The 20,001-nt window shown below is 71.3% G+C and carries 16 protein-coding genes; 10 read left to right on the top strand and 6 right to left on the bottom strand.

Going from position 1 to position 20,001, the window contains the following annotated elements:
• On the top strand, positions 1-347 hold a 347-nt coding region (locus ACWGJM_RS26860), incomplete at its 5' end, for an amidohydrolase family protein (RefSeq protein WP_453414270.1).
• Entirely contained in the window at positions 344-1,585 is a 1,242-nt protein-coding gene (locus ACWGJM_RS26855) for a cytochrome P450 family protein (RefSeq protein ID WP_453414269.1), read from the top strand. The genes ACWGJM_RS26860 and ACWGJM_RS26855, both read left to right, overlap by 4 nt.
• Positions 1,586-1,601: 16 nt before the next feature.
• Here the strand turns inward: ACWGJM_RS26855 and paaK are convergent, their stop codons facing one another.
• Positions 1,602-2,897, bottom strand: a complete 1,296-nt coding sequence (gene paaK / locus ACWGJM_RS26850) for a phenylacetate--CoA ligase PaaK (RefSeq protein WP_453414268.1) — start codon at positions 2,895-2,897, stop codon at positions 1,602-1,604.
• A gap of 254 nt (positions 2,898-3,151) precedes the next feature.
• On the opposite strand from paaK, the gene ACWGJM_RS26845 reads away from it, so the two are divergent.
• Positions 3,152-4,030 carry an alpha/beta fold hydrolase gene (locus tag ACWGJM_RS26845; RefSeq protein ID WP_453414267.1) on the top strand — a complete coding sequence of 293 codons (879 nt, stop codon included), beginning with the start codon at positions 3,152-3,154 and terminating at the stop codon, positions 4,028-4,030.
• Here the strand turns inward: ACWGJM_RS26845 and ACWGJM_RS26840 are convergent.
• Positions 3,999-5,969 (bottom strand): sulfatase, encoded by a 1,971-nt coding sequence (locus ACWGJM_RS26840; protein ID WP_453414266.1) that lies wholly within the window; start codon positions 5,967-5,969, stop codon positions 3,999-4,001. The genes ACWGJM_RS26845 and ACWGJM_RS26840 overlap by 32 nt on opposite strands.
• 151 nt (positions 5,970-6,120) lie before the next feature.
• Positions 6,121-7,731, bottom strand: coding sequence for an acyl-CoA synthetase (locus ACWGJM_RS26835; RefSeq protein WP_453414265.1), 1,611 nt, complete (start codon positions 7,729-7,731; stop codon positions 6,121-6,123).
• Positions 7,732-7,910: 179 nt separating this feature from the next.
• Between ACWGJM_RS26835 and ACWGJM_RS26830 the strand changes: the two genes are divergently transcribed.
• From ACWGJM_RS26830 to ACWGJM_RS26805, 6 genes are all read left to right on the top strand, one after another.
• Positions 7,911-8,711, top strand: coding sequence for a crotonase/enoyl-CoA hydratase family protein (locus ACWGJM_RS26830; RefSeq protein WP_453414264.1), 801 nt, complete (start codon positions 7,911-7,913; stop codon positions 8,709-8,711).
• Positions 8,712-8,865: 154 nt separating this feature from the next.
• Positions 8,866-9,816, top strand: coding sequence for a Zn-ribbon domain-containing OB-fold protein (locus ACWGJM_RS26825; RefSeq protein ID WP_453414263.1), 951 nt, complete (start codon positions 8,866-8,868; stop codon positions 9,814-9,816).
• Entirely contained in the window at positions 9,813-10,862 is a 1,050-nt protein-coding gene (locus ACWGJM_RS26820; protein WP_453414262.1) for a thiolase domain-containing protein, read from the top strand. The genes ACWGJM_RS26825 and ACWGJM_RS26820 overlap by 4 nt, the downstream gene beginning before the upstream one ends.
• Positions 10,859-12,025, top strand: coding sequence for a thiolase domain-containing protein (locus ACWGJM_RS26815; protein WP_453414261.1), 1,167 nt, complete (start codon positions 10,859-10,861; stop codon positions 12,023-12,025). The genes ACWGJM_RS26820 and ACWGJM_RS26815 overlap by 4 nt, the downstream gene beginning before the upstream one ends.
• Before the next feature lie 81 nt (positions 12,026-12,106).
• Complete coding sequence (locus ACWGJM_RS26810) at positions 12,107-12,349, top strand: DUF397 domain-containing protein (RefSeq protein WP_453414260.1); 243 nt, start codon at positions 12,107-12,109, stop codon at positions 12,347-12,349.
• Between the two features lie 128 nt (positions 12,350-12,477).
• On the top strand, positions 12,478-12,975 hold the full coding sequence (locus tag ACWGJM_RS26805; protein WP_453414259.1) for a hypothetical protein: 498 nt from the start codon (positions 12,478-12,480) through the stop codon (positions 12,973-12,975).
• 15 nt (positions 12,976-12,990) lie between these two features.
• On the opposite strand, the gene ACWGJM_RS26800 is transcribed toward ACWGJM_RS26805, so the two are convergent.
• Both ACWGJM_RS26800 and ACWGJM_RS26795 read right to left on the bottom strand, forming a co-directional pair.
• Positions 12,991-14,961, bottom strand: coding sequence for an N-acetylmuramoyl-L-alanine amidase (locus ACWGJM_RS26800; RefSeq protein WP_453414258.1), 1,971 nt, complete (start codon positions 14,959-14,961; stop codon positions 12,991-12,993).
• Positions 14,962-15,226: 265 nt separating this feature from the next.
• Complete coding sequence (locus tag ACWGJM_RS26795) at positions 15,227-16,369, bottom strand: aminoglycoside phosphotransferase family protein (RefSeq protein WP_453414257.1); 1,143 nt, start codon at positions 16,367-16,369, stop codon at positions 15,227-15,229.
• A 261-nt stretch (positions 16,370-16,630) separates the two neighbouring features.
• Between ACWGJM_RS26795 and ACWGJM_RS26790 the strand changes: the two genes are divergently transcribed.
• The gene (locus ACWGJM_RS26790; RefSeq protein ID WP_453414256.1) at positions 16,631-18,124 is read left to right on the top strand and encodes a DNA-binding protein NsdB; all 1,494 of its coding nucleotides are present in this window, start codon (positions 16,631-16,633) and stop codon (positions 18,122-18,124) included.
• 12 nt (positions 18,125-18,136) lie between these two features.
• On the opposite strand, the gene ACWGJM_RS26785 is transcribed toward ACWGJM_RS26790, so the two are convergent.
• On the bottom strand, positions 18,137-19,573 hold the full coding sequence (locus ACWGJM_RS26785; protein ID WP_453414255.1) for a PP2C family protein-serine/threonine phosphatase: 1,437 nt from the start codon (positions 19,571-19,573) through the stop codon (positions 18,137-18,139).
• Positions 19,574-20,001: the final 428 nt, after the last annotated feature.

Raw genomic sequence — 20,001 nt, 5'->3', positions numbered from 1 at the left:
GCCCCCGGCACTGGGCCGGGGGCGCGCCGCCCTCCGGCCGGCCCCGGGCGGCCTCCGCCCCTCCGGCCTCCGCCCCTCCGGCCGCCGAGGCGCCGGCGGCCGACCCGGCCGCGGCGCTCCAGCGCATGTACGTCGACACGAGCCCGTTCAGCCCGGCGCACCTGAGCCTGAACGCGGAGGTGCTGGGGCCGAAGCGGATGCTGTTCGGCACCGACTCACCGCCGATGGCGGCGCCGCTGGAGGACTCCATCCGCATGATCGAGAAGCTGCCGCTCGACAAGGCTTCCCAGCAGCTCATCCTCGGCGGCAACGCCGAGGCCCTCTTCGACCTGAGGAGCCGTCCGTGACCACCACGCGAGAAGCCGTCACCGCGGTCGAGCGGTGCACCCCGGAGTTCCGGCGGGATCCCCACACGGTCTACGCCCATCTCCGGGAAGCGGCGCCGGTCTGCCCCATGAGACCGCCGCACGGCAACGAGACGTACCTGATCACGCGGTACGAGGACGCGCGGGCCGCCCTGGCGGATCCGCGGCTGAGCAAGGACATGTACGGGGCGATGGACGCCTACCGGAGGATCTTCGGTGACTCGTCCGTCGCGCTGGACGACAACATGCTCAACTCCGACGCGCCCAAGCACACCCGGCTGCGCAGGCTGGTCAACTCCGCGTTCACTCCACGCCGCGTGCAGGCGCTGCGGCCTCGGATCGAGGACATCGTCGGGAGCCTGCTCGACGAGTGCCCGGCCCGGGAGGCCTTCGACCTGCTGCCCGCGTTCGCGTTCCCGCTGCCCATCATCGTGATCTGCGACCTGCTCGGCGTGCCGCCGCAGGAGCGGTCGCGGATGCAGCACCTGTCCACCACGGTGGCGCAGACCGGCTTCGGCGAGGAGGCCAAGCGGGCCCAGCAGAAGGCGGAGGAGGACCTGCACGCGTACTTCACGGACCTCATCGCGGCCAAGCGCCGCCGGCCGGGTGACGACCTGCTGAGCGCGCTCACCGCGGTCCGGGACAACGACGGCGGGCTCTCGGAGAACGAACTGGTCTCCACGGCATTCCTGCTGATGTTCGCGGGTCACAAGACGACCGCTTACCTCATCGGCAATGCCGTCCACCACTTCCTGTCCCATCCCGCGCAGCTCCGCGCCGTGCGCGAGGACCCGGAGCTGATCCGGGCGGCGGTCGAGGAACTGGTGCGCTACGACGGCTCCGTGGAGAGCGCGACGTTCCGCTACGCGACCGAGGACGTGGAGTTCGCCGGGACGCGGATCCCCAAGGGTGCCCTGGTCCAGATCGCGCTCAGTTCCGCCAACCGCGACCCGCGCAAGTTCGACGCCCCGGACGAGTTCGACGTGATGCGGCCGGGGAACGCGCAGGACGCCCATCTGGGGTTCGGGCACGGCAACCACTACTGCCTGGGAGCCCCGCTGGCCCGGCTGGAGACGCAGCTCGCCCTCACCGGCCTGTTCGACCGGTTCCCGAGGATGACTCCGGCCGACCCCGCCGGGCAGGCACGATGGCTGGAGGTGCCCTTCCCCGCCTTCCGCGGCCTCGCGGAGCTGCCGGTCGTGCTCGAACCCGCCGTCTAGTGCGGGGCACCAGGCCCTAGCGAGGCCGGAGGTCCACGATGCGGCGGATCTTGCCCACCGAGCGCTCCAGCGACTCCGGCTCGACGATCTCGACGGCGACGGACACGCCGATGCCGTCCTTCACGGCCGCCGCGATGTCCCGGGCCGCCGCGTCCCGGGCCTCGGGGCCGGCGCCGGGACGGGCCTCGGCCCGCACGGTGAGGGCGTCCAGGCGGCCCTCGCGGGTGAGGCGCAGCTGGAAGTGCGGGGCGACGGCCGGGGTGCGCAGGACGATCTCCTCGATCTGCGTCGGGAACAGGTTCACCCCGCGCAGGATCACCATGTCGTCGCTGCGGCCGGTGACCTTCCGCATCCGCCGGAACACCCGGGCCGTGCCCGGCAGGAGCCGGGTCAGGTCACGGGTGCGGTACCGGATCACCGGCATCGCCTCCTTGGTCAGCGAGGTGAAGACCAGCTCGCCCTCCTCACCCTCCGGCAGCACCTCGCCCGTGATCGGGTCCACGACCTCGGGGAAGAAGTGGTCCTCCCAGATGTGCAGGCCGTCCTTGGTCTCCACGCACTCCTGGGCCACCCCGGGACCGATCACCTCGGAGAGCCCGTATATGTCGACGGCGTCGATCGCGAACCGCTCCTGGATCTCGCGCCGCATCTCCTCGGTCCAGGGCTCGGCGCCGAACACACCGACCCGCAGGGACGTGGAGCGCGGGTCCACGCCCTGCCGTTCGAACTCGTCGAGCAGAGTGAGCATGTACGAGGGCGTGACCATGATGATCCCGGGCCGCAGGTCCTGGATCAGCTGGACCTGGCGGGCCGTCATGCCACCGGACGCCGGGACGACCGTACAGCCCAGGCGCTCGGCACCGTAGTGGGCGCCCAGACCGCCCGTGAAAAGTCCGTACCCGTACGCCACATGAACCGTGTCGCCGGGCCGCCCGCCCGCCGCCCGCAGGGAGCGGGCCACCATGTCGGCCCACATGGACAGGTCGTTCTCCGTGTAGCCGACCACCGTCGGTCGTCCGGTGGTGCCGCTGGAGGCATGGATACGGCGGATCCGCTCGCGCGGCACGGCGAACATCCCGTACGGGTAGTTCTCCCGCAGGTCGGCCTTGGTGGTGAAGGGGAAACGGGCCAGGTCGGACAGCGAGCGGCAGTCCTCCGGGCGGAGCCCGGCCTTGTCGAAGGACTCCCGGTAGAAGGGCACGTGGGCATAGGCGTGCCGGAGGGACGACTGGAGCCGCTCCAGTTGCAGCGCCCGCAACGCCTCGACGTCGAGCCGCTCTCCCGCGTCGAGCAGGTCCCTTGTCTCCGCCATGGGTACCTCTCCCTCGCCGACCGCACCCGTCCTGTCGACCGATCGTTCGGTCGATCCGCTCGGGATCAGTTAACGCAGTCCGTCCCGGCCCGGGCAAGAGGCCCGGCCGCGATTTCCCGGACGCGGCGCGTGCAGCGTGGACGCGGGGGACTACGGCCGGAACCACTCCTGAGGTCCGCCGCCGACGTACCGGGTCATCGCGCTGTGGGAGAACTCCGTTGCGGCTGTCCGTGCCGCACCCCATGATCGGCGCCATGCCGACCTTCACCGCGCCCGACGGGACCGAGCTCGCCTACCACGTCCGAGGCGAGGGCGAACCCCTCGTCGTCCTGCCGGGCGGGCCGATGCGCGCCTCCGGCTATCTCGGCGACCTGGGCGGACTGACCGCCCACCGCAGGCTCGTCCTGCTGGATCTGCGGGGCACCGGCGACTCCGCGGTGCCGGCGGATCCGGCGACCCACCGGTGCGACCACTTGGTCGACGATGTGGAGGAGTTGCGCGCCCACCTGGGGCTGGAGCGCATGGATCTGCTCGCGCACTCGGCGGCCGGCAGCCTGGCGATGCTGTACGCGGCCCGGCATCCGGCACGCGTGCGGCGGCTCGCACTGATCACCCCCAACCCGTCGGCCCTCGGCATGCGGGCCACCGCCGAGGAGCGTCTGGCCGCGGGCCGGGCCCGCGCGGACGAGCCGTGGTTCGAGAAGGCGCTCCCGGCGCTGGAGACCTGGCTGACAGGGGAGGGCGGGTTCGACCTCGCGTGCGTGCCCTTCTTCTACGGGCGGTGGGACGAGGCCGCGCGTGACCACGACGCGGCGACCGAGGAGCAGACCAACGAGGCGGCGGGCGAGGTCTACTTCGCCGACGGAGCCTTCGCCCCGGACGCGACCCGCGCCGCGCTCACCGCCCTGACCGCCCCGGTCCTCGTCCTCGCCGGCGAACTGGACGGCGGCCCGTGCCCCGCCCTGGCCCGCCGTACCGCCGAGGCCTTTCCGAACGCCGAGTGCGTGGTGCAGCCCGGCGCCGGGCACTATCCCTGGCTGGACGACCCGGAGTGGTTCGTACGCCGGGTCGCCGGCTTCCTCGACGGCGGCGAAACCCCGCTCAGCCCCCGGTCGGGCCGTACGCCGTCATGAAGCGGTCCCGGAACTTGTTCATCGCCCATTCCGGCGCGTCGGCCGCGGGCTTGAGCCCCTCCGTCCAGCCCCAGTCGGAGATGCGGTCCAGCACCTTCGGGTCGCGGGCGACGACGGTGACAGGTACGTCCCTGCTGGTGCTGCCCCCCGTGACCGTCGGGACGGGCTGGTGGTCGCCGAGGAAGACGAGGACGGTGTTGTCGTCGCCGTAGCGCTGGACCCACTGGGTCAGGCTGTCCAGGGAGTACTGGATGGCCTTGCGGTACTCGGTCCGCACACGCTTGGCGCTCTTCCAGACCTCCGTGGGGTTCGTGCCCTCTTTCTTGATCTTGTAGAAGACCGAACCGTCCCCGAGGTCCTTCCAGTCGATCATGTGGGCGACGGGGGACCAGGGGTTGTGGCTGGAGGCGAGGATGATCTCCGCCATGATCGGGTCGCGGTTCTTCTTGCCGTGCTCCAGCTTCTGGAAGGCCTCCAGGCTGAACTGGTCCGGCACCGGCGTCCAGCTGAAGTACGGGCCCTGATAGCCGAGATGCGTCGAGTCGTATATGTGGTCGAGGCCGAAGTACTTGCCCTCGGGCCAGGGCTTCCGGACGCCCGGGACGATGCCGACGGTTCGCCAGGCGCCGCTCTTCTGGAAGTAGCTGGTGAGGGTTGCACGGTCACTGGTGGTCAGGGTCCGGTACCGCTGCTGGTTCTTGACCCACAGGCCGGACAGGAACGTCGAGTGGGCGAGCCAGCTGCCGGCGCCCGTCACGGGCGACCTGAGCCAGCCGCTGCGCGCCGCGAAGCCCGCCGCCTTGAGCCTCGCGTCGCCCTCTTCGAGCGTCGCGTCGACCTCCGGTGCCATCGCCGGATCGTCGATGGCCACGCGGCCGTAGCTCTCGATGAAGGTGAACATGACGTCCTTGCCGCGCAGCCCGGTCAGCAGCTGGTCGGACGGGGTGTCGGCGAAGGCGTCGACGGGGAGCTGCTTCTTGAAGACCTCGGCGTCCCCGAGGCCGTCGCGGACGTACTGCACACGGTTGGCGAGGTACTGGGCGTAACCCTTGGTGGCGAAGGTGACACCGCCGAACTGCACGCCCAGGGTGAAACAGATGATCCACACGACGCCCAGGACCAGCGTGGTGCGTACGGCCACGGGGCGGTGCCGGGCCAGCACGTTCGCCAGCCGCACCATCGCGAGCGCGCTCACCACGAGCACCGCGACGACCAGGACGATCACACCGACCACCGCGAGCACCTCGCCCGAGCGGCCGAGCGAGTCTTTGAGGAAGTCCGCCGCGTCGTTCAGCAGAACCCAGTCGAAGACCAGGTCGAACGGCCGGGCCAGGGTCTGGCGGAAGCCCATGTCGAGGCACTTCAGGATGGCGGACAGCCCGAGCAACACCCCCAGGACTCCGGCCGTGATCCGCCGTGCCTTCGACGGCAGTGCGAGCAGGACGGCCGCGAGGAAGATCGCCTCGACCGGGAGGCGGAGGAACGACTGGACAGTGATCCAGTCGAGGCGGTTGGGCACGAGGAGCACGGTGAGCACCAGCGCACCGGCCAGGACAGTCGTGCCCACCCGCACGACACGTGCGGCCCGGGGGTGACGAGGGCGCCGGCCGAACCAGCCGGGGCGGGCGGCGGAGGCGCCGTTCGCGGCGGGTTCGTCTTCCTCCCGGGAATCGGCCCCGGTGGGGTGCGGGTCGGCGGCATCGGGGGTGCGTTCGTCCTCGTCGGCGGCGGGGTGCGAGCCGGTGGCTTCGACGGCAGTCTCGCTGCGCTCTTCGTCGCCGGCCGCCTCCTCCGCCCGCGCTTCCGTGCCGGGGCCCGCGTTCGCCCCGGTCTGTTCGGCTGTCTCGGAGTCCCCCCGGGTCCCGTCCGTCGCCGTCGCGTCGGGGCCCGGACCCGCGTCGGCGTCCGGCAGTTGGCGAGGGGGCGTGAGGTGCGACACCCGAAGGTCCTTCCGTGCGTAACCCGGTCCTGGTGCGACGGAGGCTGTTCCGTCACCCCCCGTACGACCGGCCGTCACCTTTGGTTCAAAGGCGGAGGCCGACCGCGCACAGGGTACGCCGCCACGATCACCCGGATGGAACCGCCGACGGCTACCGGTCCGCCGCCACCGCCACCTCCCGCGCCCACCGGTAGTCGGCCTTCCCGCTCGGCGACCGCTGGATCGAGTCCATGATCACCAGCTGGCGCGGGATCTTGTAGCCGGCCAGATGGGTACGGCAGTGCACCTGGATGTCGGCCAGGGACGGCCGGGCAGCGCCCTCGCGCAACTGCACCACCGCCGCGACGTGGTTGCCCCAGGTGGCGTCCGGCACCCCGGCCACCAGGGCGTCGTACACGTCCGGGTGCGACTTGAGTGCCTGCTCGACCTCCTCCGGATAGACCTTCTCGCCGCCGGTGTTGATGCACTGGGAGCCGCGCCCGAGGACGGTGACGACGCCCTCCTCGTCGACGGTGGCCATGTCGCCGAGCAGCACCCAGCGCAGGCCGTCCTTCTCGAAGAAGGTCTCGGCGGTTTTCCTCGGGTCGTTGTAGTAGCCGAGCGGTACGTGCCCGCACTGCGCGACGCGGCCGATCTCTCCGGGCGCGACCGGCTCGTGGGTGGCCGGATCCACCACCCGCGTACGGGAGTTGACGCGGATACGGAAACCGCGCTCGGGACCGGAGTCCTCCGTCGCCGTTCCGTTGAACCCGGATTCGGAGGAGCCGAAGTTGTTCAGCAGCATGGCGTTCGGGACCAGCTCCCGGAACTGCCGGCGCACCGTCTCCGACATGATCGCGCCCGAGGAAGAGACGCTGAACACGGAGGAGCAGTCGGTGCCCTTCATGGGTCCGTTCAGCGCGTCGATCAGCGGGCGCAGCATCGCGTCGCCGACCAGGGACATGCTGGTGACCCGCTCCTTCTCGACCGTCCGCAGCACCTGCTCGGGGGCGAACTTGCGGTGGATGACGACCCGTTGCCCGAAGTTGAAGCCGATGAAAGCGGTGAGGGTGGAGGTGCCGTGCATCAGCGGGGGAGTGGGGAAGAAGGTGATCCCCGAGCCGCCCGCGGCGACCCGCTCGGCCAGTTCCTCCGGCTTCTGCACCGGATCACCGGTCGGTGCCCCGCCGCCCAGCCCGGAGAAGAAGAGGTCCTCCTGACGCCACATCACGCCCTTGGGCATGCCGGTCGTCCCGCCGGTGTAGATGATGAACTGATCGTCGCCCGACCGGGCCGGAAAGCCCCGCTCGGGCGAACCGGCGGCCTCGGCCTCGGGGAACGGGACAGCGCCGGGCACCTCCGCCGATCCTCCCACGCTCAGCAGATGCCGCAGCTTGGGCGCACGTGGTCGCGCCGCCGCCACCCGGTCGCCGAACTCCGCGTCGAAGACCAGCGCGACCAGGTCGGCGTCCCGGTAGAGGTAGACCAATTCCTCCTCGACATAGCGGTAGTTGACGTTGACCGGCACGATCCTGGCCTTGAGGCAGCCCAGTACCGTCTGGAGGTACTCGACGCCGTTGTACAGATGCAGACCCAGATGCTCATCGGGTCGTATCCCGCTGCCGATCAGATGGTGGGCGATGCGGTTGGCGGCGGCGTCCAGTTCCGCGTAGGTCAGACGGTGCTCGGCACCCGTGCCGGGGTGGTCCACGTAGATGAGCGCCTCGCGGTCCGGAACCACGTCGACGACCGACTCGAACAGGTCGGCAAGGTTGTACTCCACCGCTCCTCCTGACCCCGGGCAGTCGTACCTGGCATCTGTCGGTTCGCCGGTCATCAGAGCAAAGGGCACCGCAACTGTGAAGGGTTCCGGCGCGGAAATCTGACTACCTGTCAGAAACCCTTGAAGTGCCCCGTCCACTACTGCAACCTGTTCTCGTTCTGTCAGAGGGGAGATGGGCGATGGGTGGAACCGAACACCTCACCGTGCGGCGCGAAGGCGGCACACTGGTGCTCACGCTCAACCGGCCCGAGGCCAAGAACGCGCTCTCGTTGCCGATGCTCGTCGGCCTGTACGACGGCTGGCTCGAGGCCGACGAGGACGACGCGGTCCGCTCCATCGTGCTCACCGGAGCCGGCGGCGCCTTCTGCGCCGGGATGGACCTCAAGGCGCTGGCCGGCAAGGGCATGGTCGGGCAGCACCACCGGGACCGGCTCAAGGCCGACCCCGACCTGCACTGGAAGGCGATGCTGCGGCACCACCGCCCGCGCAAGCCGGTGATCGCCGCCGTCGAGGGCCACTGTGTCGCGGGCGGCACGGAGATCCTTCAGGGCACCGACATCAGGGTCGCGGGCGAGTCCGCGACCTTCGGCCTGTTCGAGGTCAGGCGCGGGCTGTTCCCGATCGGCGGCTCCACGGTCCGGCTGCAACGCCAGATCCCGCGCACCCACGCCCTGGAGATGCTGCTCACCGGACGGCCGTACACCGCCCGCGAGGCCGCGGACATCGGACTCGTCGGCCACGTCGTCCCCGACGGCACCGCGCTCGGCAAGGCCCTGGAGATCGCCGAACGGATCAACGCCTGCGGCCCGCTCGCCGTCGAGGCCGTCAAGGCATCGGTGTACGAGACCGCCGAGATGACCGAGACCGACGGCCTGGCCGCCGAACTCAAGCGCGGCTGGCCCGTCTTCGACACCGCCGACGCCAAGGAGGGCGCCCGCGCCTTCGCGGAGAAACGGCCCCCCGTCTACAAGCGTGCGTGACGCTCCGCTGGGTGAGCGGGTCGGCAGACGCCGTTCGCAAGGCTGCGGGCCGCCGCGGGCTGGTCGCGCCCATGCGGCGGAGCCGCACATGTCACCGTCCCGCGCCCCTTACGGGGCGCCCCCTCACCGCCGACCTCCCAAGGAGGCAGCCCCGATGCCCGAAGTCCTCAAAGCCCCCCTCGTCGTCGAGTTCCCCTTCACCCGTTCCCTCGGACCCGTCCAGAGCGCCTTCCTGACCGGCCTGCGCGAAGGCGTCGTCCTCGGAGTGAAGACCGCCGACGGCCGTACCCTCGTCCCGCCCGTCGAATACGACCCCGTGACCGCCGAGGAGATCCGCGACCTCGTCCACGTGGCCTCCACCGGCACGGTCACCACCTGGGCCTGGAATCACGAACCCCGCCGCGGCCAGCCCCTCACCACACCCTTCGCCTGGGTCCTGGTCCGCCTAGACGGCGCCGACACCGCCCTGCTGCACGCCCTCGACGCCCCCGGCCCCGACGCCGTGCACACCGGCATGCGGGTCCGGATCCGCTGGGCCGAGGAGCGCTCCGGCGCCATCACCGACATCGCCTGCTTCGAGCCGTACGACGGTGACGACACCGAAATCACCGTTCACGCGGGGGAGTTCGAGGAACCGGTCACCGGCATCGTCGCCCCCGCCCGCCTCGACTACACCTACTCGCCCGGACGCGCCCAGTCCGCCTACATCCACGCGCTGTCCGGGCGGCGGACCTTCGGCGAGCGCTGCCCCTCCTGCCGCAAGGTGTACGTCCCGCCCAGGGGAGCCTGCCCCACCTGCGGGGTCGCCACGTCCGAACAGGTCGAGGTCGGTCCGCGCGGCACGGTCACCACCTTCTGCATCGTCAACATCAAGGCCGCGCATACGGCGAATCTCGACATCGAAGTGCCCTACGTCTACGCGCACATCGCCCTCGACGGCGCCGACCTCGCCCTGCACGCCCGTATCGGCGGCATCCCCTACGACCAGGTGCGGATGGGCCTGCGCGTGGAGCCGGTGTGGACCGAGGGCGCCCGCTACCCCGACCACTACCGGCCCACCGGCGAACCCGACGCGGACTACGAGACCTACAAGGAGCTGGTATGACGCGGGACATCGCGGTCGTCGCCTTCGCGCAGACCTGCCACCGGCGCACCAGCGACGAGCTCTCCGAGGTGGAGATGCTCATGCCGGTGCTGCACGACGTGCTCGACCAGACCGGCCTGAAGACCGCCGACATCGGCTTCACCTGCTCCGGCTCCAGCGACTACCTCGCCGGCCGCGCCTTCTCCTTCACCCTCGCCCTCGACGGCGTGGGCGCCTGGCCGCCGATCTCCGAGTCGCACGTAGAGATGGACGGCGCGTGGGCGCTGTACGAGGCCTGGACCAAACTGCTCACCGGGGACGCCGACACCGCGCTCGTCTACTCGTACGGCAAGTCCTCGCCCGGCTCGGTGCGCGACGTACTCACCCGGCAGCTCGACCCGTACTACGTCGCCCCGCTGTGGCCCGACTCCGTCGCCCTGGCCGCGCTCCAGGCACAGGCGCTCATCGACGCGGGGGAGACCGACGAGCCCGCGCTCGCCGCGATCGGGGCCCGCAACCGGGCCGACGCCACCGGTAACGCCCACGCCCAGCTGCGGGGCCCGGTGCCGCAGGGCGAGTACCTCGTACGGCCCCTGCGCACCGGCGACTGCCCGCCCATCGGCGACGGCGCGGCCGCCGTGATCCTGGCGGCCGGGGACCGGGCCCGCGAGCTGTGCGCGCGGCCCGCCTGGATCCGGGGCATCGACCACCGCATCGAGGCACACGGCCTCGGCGTCCGCGACCTGACCGACTCGCCGTCCGCCCGACTGGCCGCCGAAAAGGCCGGCGCCTTCGAACGGCCCGTCGACACCGCGGAGTTGCACGCGCCGTTCAGCTCGCAGGAGGTCGTGCTGCGCAAGGCGCTGCGGCTGGACGACAGCGTGTGCGTCAACCCCTCCGGAGGAGCCCTCGCGGCCCACCCGATCATGGCCGCCGGGCTCATCCGCATCGGTGAGGCCGCCGCCCGCATCCACCGCGGCGCCAGTGACCGGGCGCTCGCGCACGCCACGTCCGGCCCGTGCCTGCAACAGAACCTGGTCGCCGTACTCGAGGGGGATCCCCGATGAGCAAGGAGCCCGTGGCCGTCACCGGGATCGGCCAGACCAAGCACGTGGCGGCCCGCCGGGACGTGTCGATCGCCGGACTCGTCCGGGAGGCGGCGCGCAGGGCGCTGGACGACGCCGAGTTGACATGGGCCGACATCGACGCCGTCGTCATCGGCAAGGCACCCGACTTCTTCGAGGGCGTCATGATGCCCGAGCTGTACCTCGCCGACGCGCTCGGTGCGGTCGGCAAGCCGATGCTGCGGGTGCACACGGCCGGTTCCGTCGGCGGATCGACCGCCCTCGTCGCCGCGAACCTCGTAGCCTCCCGGGTGCACGGCACCGTGCTCACCCTCGCCTTCGAGAAGCAGTCCGAGTCGAACGCCATGTGGGGACTGTCCCTGCCCATCCCCTTCCAGCAGCCGCTGCTGGCCGGCGCGGGCGGCTTCTTCGCCCCGCACGTACGCGCCTACATGCGGCGCAGCGGAGCCCCCGACACCGTCGGCTCCCTGGTCGCCTACAAGGACCGGCGCAACGCGCTGAAGAACCCCTTGGCCCACCTCCACGAGCACGACATCACCCTGGCGAAGGTCCAGGCCTCTCCGATGCTGTGGGACCCGATCCGCTACTCCGAGACCTGCCCGTCCTCCGACGGCGCCTGCGCGATGGTCCTCACCGACCGGGCCGGCGCGGCCCGCGCGCCCCGGTCCCCCGCCTGGATGCTCGGCGGCGCCATGCGCAGCGAGCCCACCCTGTTCGCCGGGAAGGACTTCGTCTCCCCCCAGGCCGGCAAGGACTGCGCGGCCGACGTCTACCGGCAGGCGGGCATCGCCGACCCGCGCCGGGACATCGACGCCGTCGAGATGTACGTGCCGTTCTCCTGGTACGAGCCCATGTGGCTGGAGAACCTGGGCTTCGCCGACGAGGGCGAGGGCTGGAAACTGACCGAGTCCGGCGTGACGGAACTCGACGGGGACCTGCCCGTCAACATGTCGGGCGGTGTGCTGTCCACCAATCCCATCGGCGCCTCCGGCATGATCCGTTTCGCGGAGGCCGCCCTCCAGGTACGCGGACTGGCCGGCGAACACCAGGTGGAGCGGGCCCGGAAAGTGCTCGGGCACGCCTACGGCGGCGGATCGCAGTTCTTCTCCATGTGGCTCGTCGGCTCCGAACCGCCCGACTCCTGAAAGTCCCGCTCATGTGGCCTGTCGGCGGTCGGAACCGATCGCTAGGCTGGCCGCGGACGACGAACCGGGAGGAGCACGGACGTGGCCGAGAGCACCACCCAGCAGAAGCCGCTCAGGGGCTGGGACAAGCCGGAGCTGGACCTCAGCAACGCCGAATGGCAGTCCAGCAGCCGAGGCCTGGGAGATGTCCAGATCGCCTTTGTCGAGGGATTCATCGCGATGCGGAACAGCGGCAGCCCACAGAGCCCTTCCCTGATCTTCACCCCCGCCGAGTGGGGCGCCTTCGTGTCGGGGGCGAGGGAGGGAGAGTTCGACCTCACCTAGGCCACGACCCGGGTCACGACCGAGGGGCGACCGCGACGGTGGCCAGCGCGGTCGCCGTCGGCCTGCCGGGGCAGGAAGAGACGCCGCCCACACGGCGCCGAACGCGTCCGGGCACGTACCATGGCCGCATGTCGTTCCTCCGCCGCCGCAGTGCCACTCCCGCCGGGCCCGACTTCGACGTACTGGCCATGGACCCGGGTGACTGGCCCGGCAATCTGGGCGCCGGACTGCTGCCCGCCCCCGACGGCAGCTGCCAGGGCGTCTTCCTGCGCTACGACCTGTTCGGCGGCCGAGGCCCCGCCATGATCATCGGCAACCTGCCGGAGGGCTCACCGGCCCGCGAGGTCGCCGAGGGTGAGATCCCCTTCGAGGTCGCCCAGCTGCTGCTGGCGCTGGAGAACGACGAGGAGGTGACGGTCACCGACACCGAGGACATGCCGGTGCTCCAGGGCGACAACCTCCTGATCGTGCGCCGGCTGAAGCTCTCCGAGAGCCGGATCTCCTGCGTGCAGTTCGACCGCAGCGACGGCGTCCTGGTCACCATCGCCGCCTGGGACCGGCCCATCACGGACGACCTGTACGCCCTGCTGAAGCCGCTCCCGGCGGAGCTTTTCCAGCAGGGCTGACACCCCGGGAACCGGCTATCGGGCGGACGGCTCCACCTCGACGTCGGCGGCGCGCACGAACGCCACCCGGTGGCCGAACTGGATCTCGTAGTACAGGTCCTCGCCGGCCACGACCCGGTGCGAGTCGGTGGTGAAGGTGACCGCGTAGAAGTACTCGCCCGGCACCGCGTCACCGACCACGTACCGCTGCCCCGCGGGCAGCGTGTACGGCAGCGGTGACACCGACTGCACCGGCACCCCCGCCGGATACGCCTCCTTCTCCGGGTAGGCGCGGCCGTACACCGGCACGGCGGTCGCACCGTCCTTCGGCGTGACGACCAGGCCGGAGGCGTTCACCGCCGTCGGCTCGTGCCTCGGGTTGCGGAGCCAGGCCTTCTGGCCCAGGTACCAGATCGCCGTCCAGTCGCCCCAGCGGTCGGCCACCGCGAACTGCTGGCCGGTGGACACCCGCGAGGACAGGTCGTTCACCCCGGTGGTCGGGTCCGTGCCCAGACCGACGTCCTTGATCAGGGCCGAGTTCTCGTCGTGGTCGGAGTACAGCCGCACCTCGCTGGAGCCGTGCGCCGCGCACGGCTCGCCCTTGGTCACGCAGCCCGTGTACACCGGCTGGTTCGCCGCGTAGTCCGGCCGGATCGTCACCAGCCCGCCCTTCTTGCCCGCGGTGCGGTGGAAGGGACGGCCCAGCAGCTCGAAGTAGTGCCGCCAGTCCCAGTACGGGCCCGGGTCGGTGTGCATGTTGGGGATGGTGGACGTGGTCGGACCCGGAACGTTGTCGTGGCCGAGGACGTGCTGCCGGTCCAGGGGGATGCCGTACCGCTTCGCCAGGTACTTCACCAGCCGGGCCGAGGACCGGTACATCGCCTCCGTGTACCAGGCGTCCGGCGCGGCGAGGTAGCCCTCGTGCTCGATGCCGACCGACTTGGCGTTGACGTACCAGTTGCCCGCGTGCCAGGCCACGTCCTTCGCCTTCACATGCTGGGCGATCAGACCGTCGGTGGAGCGGATCGTGTAGTTCCAGGACACGTAGGTGGGGTCCTGGACCAGGTTGAGGACCCCCTCCCAGGTGCCCTCGGTGTCATGGACGACGATGTACTTGATGCTCTGCGACGCCGGGCGGTCGCCCAGGTCGTGGTTGCCGTAGTCGTTGTCCCCGAATTCGGCGTACGGCGCCGGGATCCACTCGCAGGACACCTTCCTCGGGCACTCCGTGCCGTCGTCGGAGACCGTGCGCAGACCGGTCCGCCGCAGCTGGGCGGTGTCCGCGCCGATCCGCGGCTGGGCGGCCAGCGCGACCAGCTGCCCGGCGTCCGTGCTGCGCTCCTCGCCGGTGCGCAGCACGTCGTACACGTCGTTCGCGTACGCCGCCGCCGTCGCCGTGTCGTCCGCGCCGGAGAAGCGGGCCACCGCGCCGTACCACTCGGCCGGGTCCGCGCTCAGCGGCTCGCCCAGGTCCTTCTGGGCGGCGGCCAGCAGGGCGGCGCCGCCGGCCACGTTGGCCTCCGGGTCGGTGCGCAGCTCCGCGGCGGGGATCCCGGTCAGCTCGGCCGCCTTCGGCAGCGTCTTCAGACGGGCGGGCAGCGCGGAGCCCGCCGGGATCCGCGCGGTCGGGTGCAGGGCCGCGCGGGCGGTGTCGCCGCGGGCGTCCTCGGTGCCCTCGCTGTGGTGCGGCAGCGTGGCGAGCGCGGTGCGCGCGTCGGTGAGGTGCATCGGGCCGTAGCCGCCGGTGACGCTCGGCGCTCCGGCGTGCGTGTCCCAGCGGGACTGGAGATAGGAGACGGCCAGCAGAACGCTCTGCGGCACGTGGTACTCGGCGGCGGCGGAGGCGAAGGCATGTTGCAGCCGGCCGGTGGAGGACTCGGTGGCGCTCTGGGAAGGGGCCGCGCCCAGCAGCGGGAACAGGAGAGCGGCGGAGGCGACGGCGACCCCCGTCGCGCGCCTGCGTCTGCTTCCGGGTGCGGGCGTCGGGTCGGTGGCGGATCCTCGCAATGCAGCCTCCAGGGACGGGCGAGCGTGACGGGGCGTGCGGGGCCGAACGGTGGGTCAGTGGTACCGGCTGGCCGACGATCCGTCAATCATGCCTGGAGGAAGGAGATTCCCCATGTCACACGGGGGATGTGGGAGTTTCGCGGCGCATGCGCGCGGGCCTGCGGGGCGTCAGTGGAGTACACCACTGCGGGCCCAGGGAACTGGAGGTGCACGAAGGTCCGCGGTGCGCCGCCGCTCTTGGCGCACCGCGGACCTCGTGTCCCCGTCAGCGAGTGCCGACGGCCGCTCGTACCGCCCTGCGGGCGAGCTGGCAGTCGTCGTGCAGCCGCCTGAGCAGCAGCCGCTGTTCCTCGCCGGACGGCGCAGCGCCCGGGTGGGCCACGCCCGGCGCCGCCGGGGTAGTTTCGTGCATCGAGCGCTGCACGGCCGTCTCATACGTACGGATCTCACGCGTCAGGACGAGCATCAGGTTCACCAGGAAGGCGTCCCGAGAGGCCGGACCCGCCGCCTGGGCGATCTGGCTGATCTGCCGCCGGGCCACCGGCGCGTCCCCGAGGACCGACCACAGCACCGCCAGGTCGTAGCCCGGCAGATACCAGCCCGCGTGCTCCCAGTCCACCAGCACTGGACCGGCTGGTGACAGGAGGAAGTTCGACAGCAGCGCGTCGCCGTGGCAGAACTGCCACATGCCCTGGCGTCCCACCGCGTGTGCGATGTCGTGCAGCAGTTTCTGGAGGTCGCCCAGGTCCCGGTCGGTGAGCAAGCCCAGCTCGTGGTACCGGGAGATACGGGCCGCGTATTCCAGGGGCTTGTCGAACGTGTCCGCCGGGGGGCGCCAGGTGTTCAGCCGGCAGATCGCGGCCAGGGCCGCCCGGATGTCCGCCCGGGGCGGGGCCTCCGTCGGGTGCCGCTGGAGCGCCGCCACCCGGCCCGGCATCCGCTCGATGACCAGGGTGCAGTTGTCCGGATCCGCCGCGATCAGTCTCGGCACCCGGATCGGCGGCCGGTGCCGGACGAACGAGCGGTATGCGGCTATTTCGTGCCTGGTCCGCTCCGCCCAGGCGGGGGAGTGGTCCAGAAGACACTTGGCTACTGCCGTGCTGCGCCCCGTCGTCCCGACGAGGAGCACGGACCGTCCGCTGCGGCGCAGCACCTGCACCGGAGCGAACTCCGGGCAGATCCGGTGCACCGAGGCGATCGCGGTGCGCAACTGCGCGCCCTGTGGGCCGGACAAGTCGAGTCTCCCGCTGAGCGGTTGGGTGCCCGGGCCCCCGGCGCGCCGCGGCCGGCCCGCGCCGAGCACGGGTGGCCCCGGACGCGCCCCGGGGTCCAGATAGGGGCCGCTGCCCGCCGGGCGGGGACGCAGCGGCCGGGGCGGGGCGGACACGGAGGACGATGCTGCGTACATGGGCGGAACAGATCCCTTCGTGTGCCTGCGGTGCCTGCCTTGGTGAGTCCTTGCGCGCATCCCGGCCCGGACGCCCGGAGGCACCCTGGGGAATGCACCCGTCATATGAAGCGGCGAACCGGGTCGGGGTGGCGCGTTCCTACTCGACACCCGTTGCCCAGTGGCAGACCATCTGGCGCACCCTGGCGAACCGTGGCGAATAGTCGCCCGGCAACCTCCGCAGGGCTACTGTCAACTCAGCCGAGAACCTGGGGGCTTGACGTGAGCGGACAACCCAACACCCGCCTCGCGGACCTGTTCGGCCTGGCCGGCTGGTCCAAGGGCGAACTCGCGAGGCTGGTCAACAAGCAGGCGGCGGCCATGGGCCACCCCCAGCTGTCGACCGACACCTCCCGGGTGCGGCGGTGGATCGACACGGGAGAGATCCCGCGCGATCCGGTGCCGCGGGTGCTGGCGTCCCTGTTCACCGAGCGTCTCGGCCGTGTCGTGACCATCGAGGACCTCGGTCTGGTACGGCACGGGCGTACGGGGAAACGGCCTGGCGGCGGGAGTGCGGAACATCCCGACGGCGTGCCGTGGGCGCCCGAACGGACCGCCGCGGTCCTCACCGAATTCACGGGAATGGACCTCATGCTCAACCGACGCGGCTTGGTGGGCGCGGGCGCCGCGCTCGCCGCGGGATCCGCACTCAGCAGCGCCATGCACGACTGGCTGCACTCCGATCCGACCCTGAAGGCCGACGCCCCTGTTCTCGACGACCCCCTGCACGCCGACCCCGCTGGGTACGACCGTTACGAGGCCGCTCCCATCGGGTCGCAGGAGATCGAGGAACTGGAGCGCTCGGTGGAGGTGTTCCGAGCCTGGGACGCGGCCCGCGGTGGCGGGCTCCAGCGCAAGGCGGTGGTCGGCCAGCTCAACGAGGTGGGCGGCATGCTCGCCTACCGCCACCCGGACCATCTCCAGCGGCGCCTGTGGGGCGTCGCCGCCAACCTCGCCGTCCTCGCGGGATGGATGTCCCACGACGTCGGCCTGGAACCTACGGCCCAGAAGTACTTCGTCATCGCCGCCCATGCCGCGCGTGAGGGCGGTGACCGGCCGCGTGCCGGGGAGGCGCTCTCCCGGGCGGCTCGCCAGATGGTGCACCTCGGCCGGCCCGACGACGCACTCGACCTGATGAAGCTCGCCCGGTCCGGCTCGGGCGACGAGGTGCTGCCCCGCACCAAGGCGATGCTCTACACCATCGAGGCCTGGGCACAGGCCTCCATGGGCAAGGGCCAGGCGATGCGCCGCACCCTCGGCCAGGCGGAGGACCTCTTCGTCTCCGACAAGGGCGACGTGCCGCCACCGAGCTGGATGCAGATGTTCAAGGAGGAGGACCTGTACGGCATGCAGGCTCTCGCCTACCGCACGCTGGCCGAGCACGACCCGAGCGCGGCCGCGCACGCCCAGCACTACGCGGAGAAGGCCCTGGCCCTCAGGGTCGACGGACGCCAGCGGTCGAAGATCTTCGACTTCCTGTCCATGGCCTCGGCGTGCTTCATCGCCGACGACCCCGAACAGGCGGACCGGTACGCGCGCCTGGCCCTGATGTCGATGGGCTCGAACTCCTCCCACCGCACCTGGGACCGGTTGCGCCAGATGTACCGGCTCACCGCCGAGTACGCGAGCTATCCGAAGATCCACGAGCTGCGGGAGGAGATCAGGCTCGTGCTGCCCAAGACCAAGGGCAGCGGCATCGACAGCGCACAGGCCTAGCCTGTTCTTCTCTCAGTCACTCACCTTGGCGATGAGCACGCAGGCGTTGTCCTGACGCTCGGTCTCGCCGCATTCCTCCACGACCATGCGCAGGCAGTCCTGCGCGGTGCGCGCCGTGCCCAGGCGCGGCGCCAGGTCGAGGAGGCGGTCCACGGCTTCCGTTCCCACGTGCCCCGGCACCAGTCCGTCGGTGTGCAGCAGGAGCAGGTCGCCGGGTTCGAGGGTCACTTCGGCCTGCCCGTAGGTGGCTCCGGTGGTGGCGCCGAGCAGGACGCCGTCCGGTGCGCGCAGTGTGCGCCCCGTCCCGTCGCGGTACAGCAGCGGGGCGGGGTGACCTGCCTGCGCCCATACCAGCGTGCGGGTGGCGGGCCGGTAGCGGCAGCAGGCGGCGCTGCCGAGGGCCGGTTGCACGGTGGCGTCCAGTAACTGGTTGAGCCATGCCATCAGCCGGCCGGGCTGGGTGCCCGCCATCGCCATGCCCCGCAGGGCGCCCAGCAGCATCGCCATGCCCGAGGTGACGGCGACGCCGTGCCCGGTGAGGTCTCCGACGCTGAGCAGCGTTTCGCCGTCCGGCAGTTCGAGCGCGTCGTACCAGTCGCCGCCGATCGGCGAGCTCGTCGCGGACGGCAGGTAGTGGGCCGCCAGGTCCAGCGTCCGTGGTCCCCGGCGCGGAAGCCGCAGGGGGCCGCGCCACGGCGGCAGCACGGCTTCCTGGAGCTCGGCCGCGAGCCGGTGCTCGGTCTGTGCCTGCTGCTGGTGGCGCTGCAACGAGTCACAGGTCTCGCGCACCGTCCGCCGGTGGCGGCGCAGTTCACTGACGTCCCGCAGCACGGCCCACATCGAGGCGGTGCTGCCGTCGGAGTCGAGCACGGGCTCGCCCATCATGTGCACGGTGCGGACGGATCCGTCCGGCCGCACGACACGGAACTCCCCGTCGATCGGTCTGCCGTCGACGAGGCAGTCCGTCACCATCGCCGTCAGCTTCGGACGGTCCTCGTCGAGGACCAACGACGGCAGTTCGTCCAGGGTGAGCGCGGGTGCGGCCGGTTCGAGGCCGAGGATCCGGTACAGCTCGCCGGACCAACTCGCCTCGTCCGTCAGCAGGTTCCACTCCGCGCTGCCGACCCGGCTCAGCAGCGAGCCGCTCGGGGCGCCGCCGGCGGCGCCGGGGTGACCGGCGGGCGTGACCACGTCCGGGGCGGGGGGCGCGGGTGCCGGGCCGTCCCGAAGCTGCGCCAAGTGCTCGTCCAGGTCGCTCAGTTGGTGCAGCGCGAGGTCGTACAGGGCGCGCTGCCACCGCTCCTGCGGGTCGGAGCCTTCCCCCTGTGTGTCCCGTCGTGCCGCGTTCACGTCGCCCTTGAGCCGCCGGGCCTGCGAGATCAACGCATCGACCGAGCCTCGGCCTGGTGGCTGGGCGGCGGGGTGGTCCGCGGAGAGATGGGACGGCATGACGCACTCCGATGCGGGGACGGTACGGCCAGGGGTGGCGGAAGGACCGTTACGACTGTTGCACAGCGAGCGACGCCCTGTAAGGGATTTGGCAACACACGATACGGTGGTGCTTCTGGCATATGCCAGAGTCTCCAACGCGTGGTCGGCAGGCCTTTATGACGTAGGCGGCCGGTGGGGCAAGTCGTAGACCGCGTACGTGACTTGATCGACCGGGGAAGCTCTCTGTGTAGCGCTCAGGCGAGTGTTCGACGCTCCTGTGTTCCATGGTGCCGCGTCGATGTGGATCGGACCCGGCCAACCGTGACGGATGCCGGCGGGGTGCGTCTAAGCGGGGGTGACCCGGAAGGACGGTGATGGGCGGCGGAGCCGCCGGTCGCGGCGGCCCGTCGGACCCCGTGGCGACATGGCGGAAATCTTCCCGCCCC

The organism is Streptomyces sp. NPDC054834, from assembly GCF_053611185.1.
Note: the sequence above shows the minus strand (reverse complement) of the source record. Positions and strands in the feature narration are given on the sequence as shown.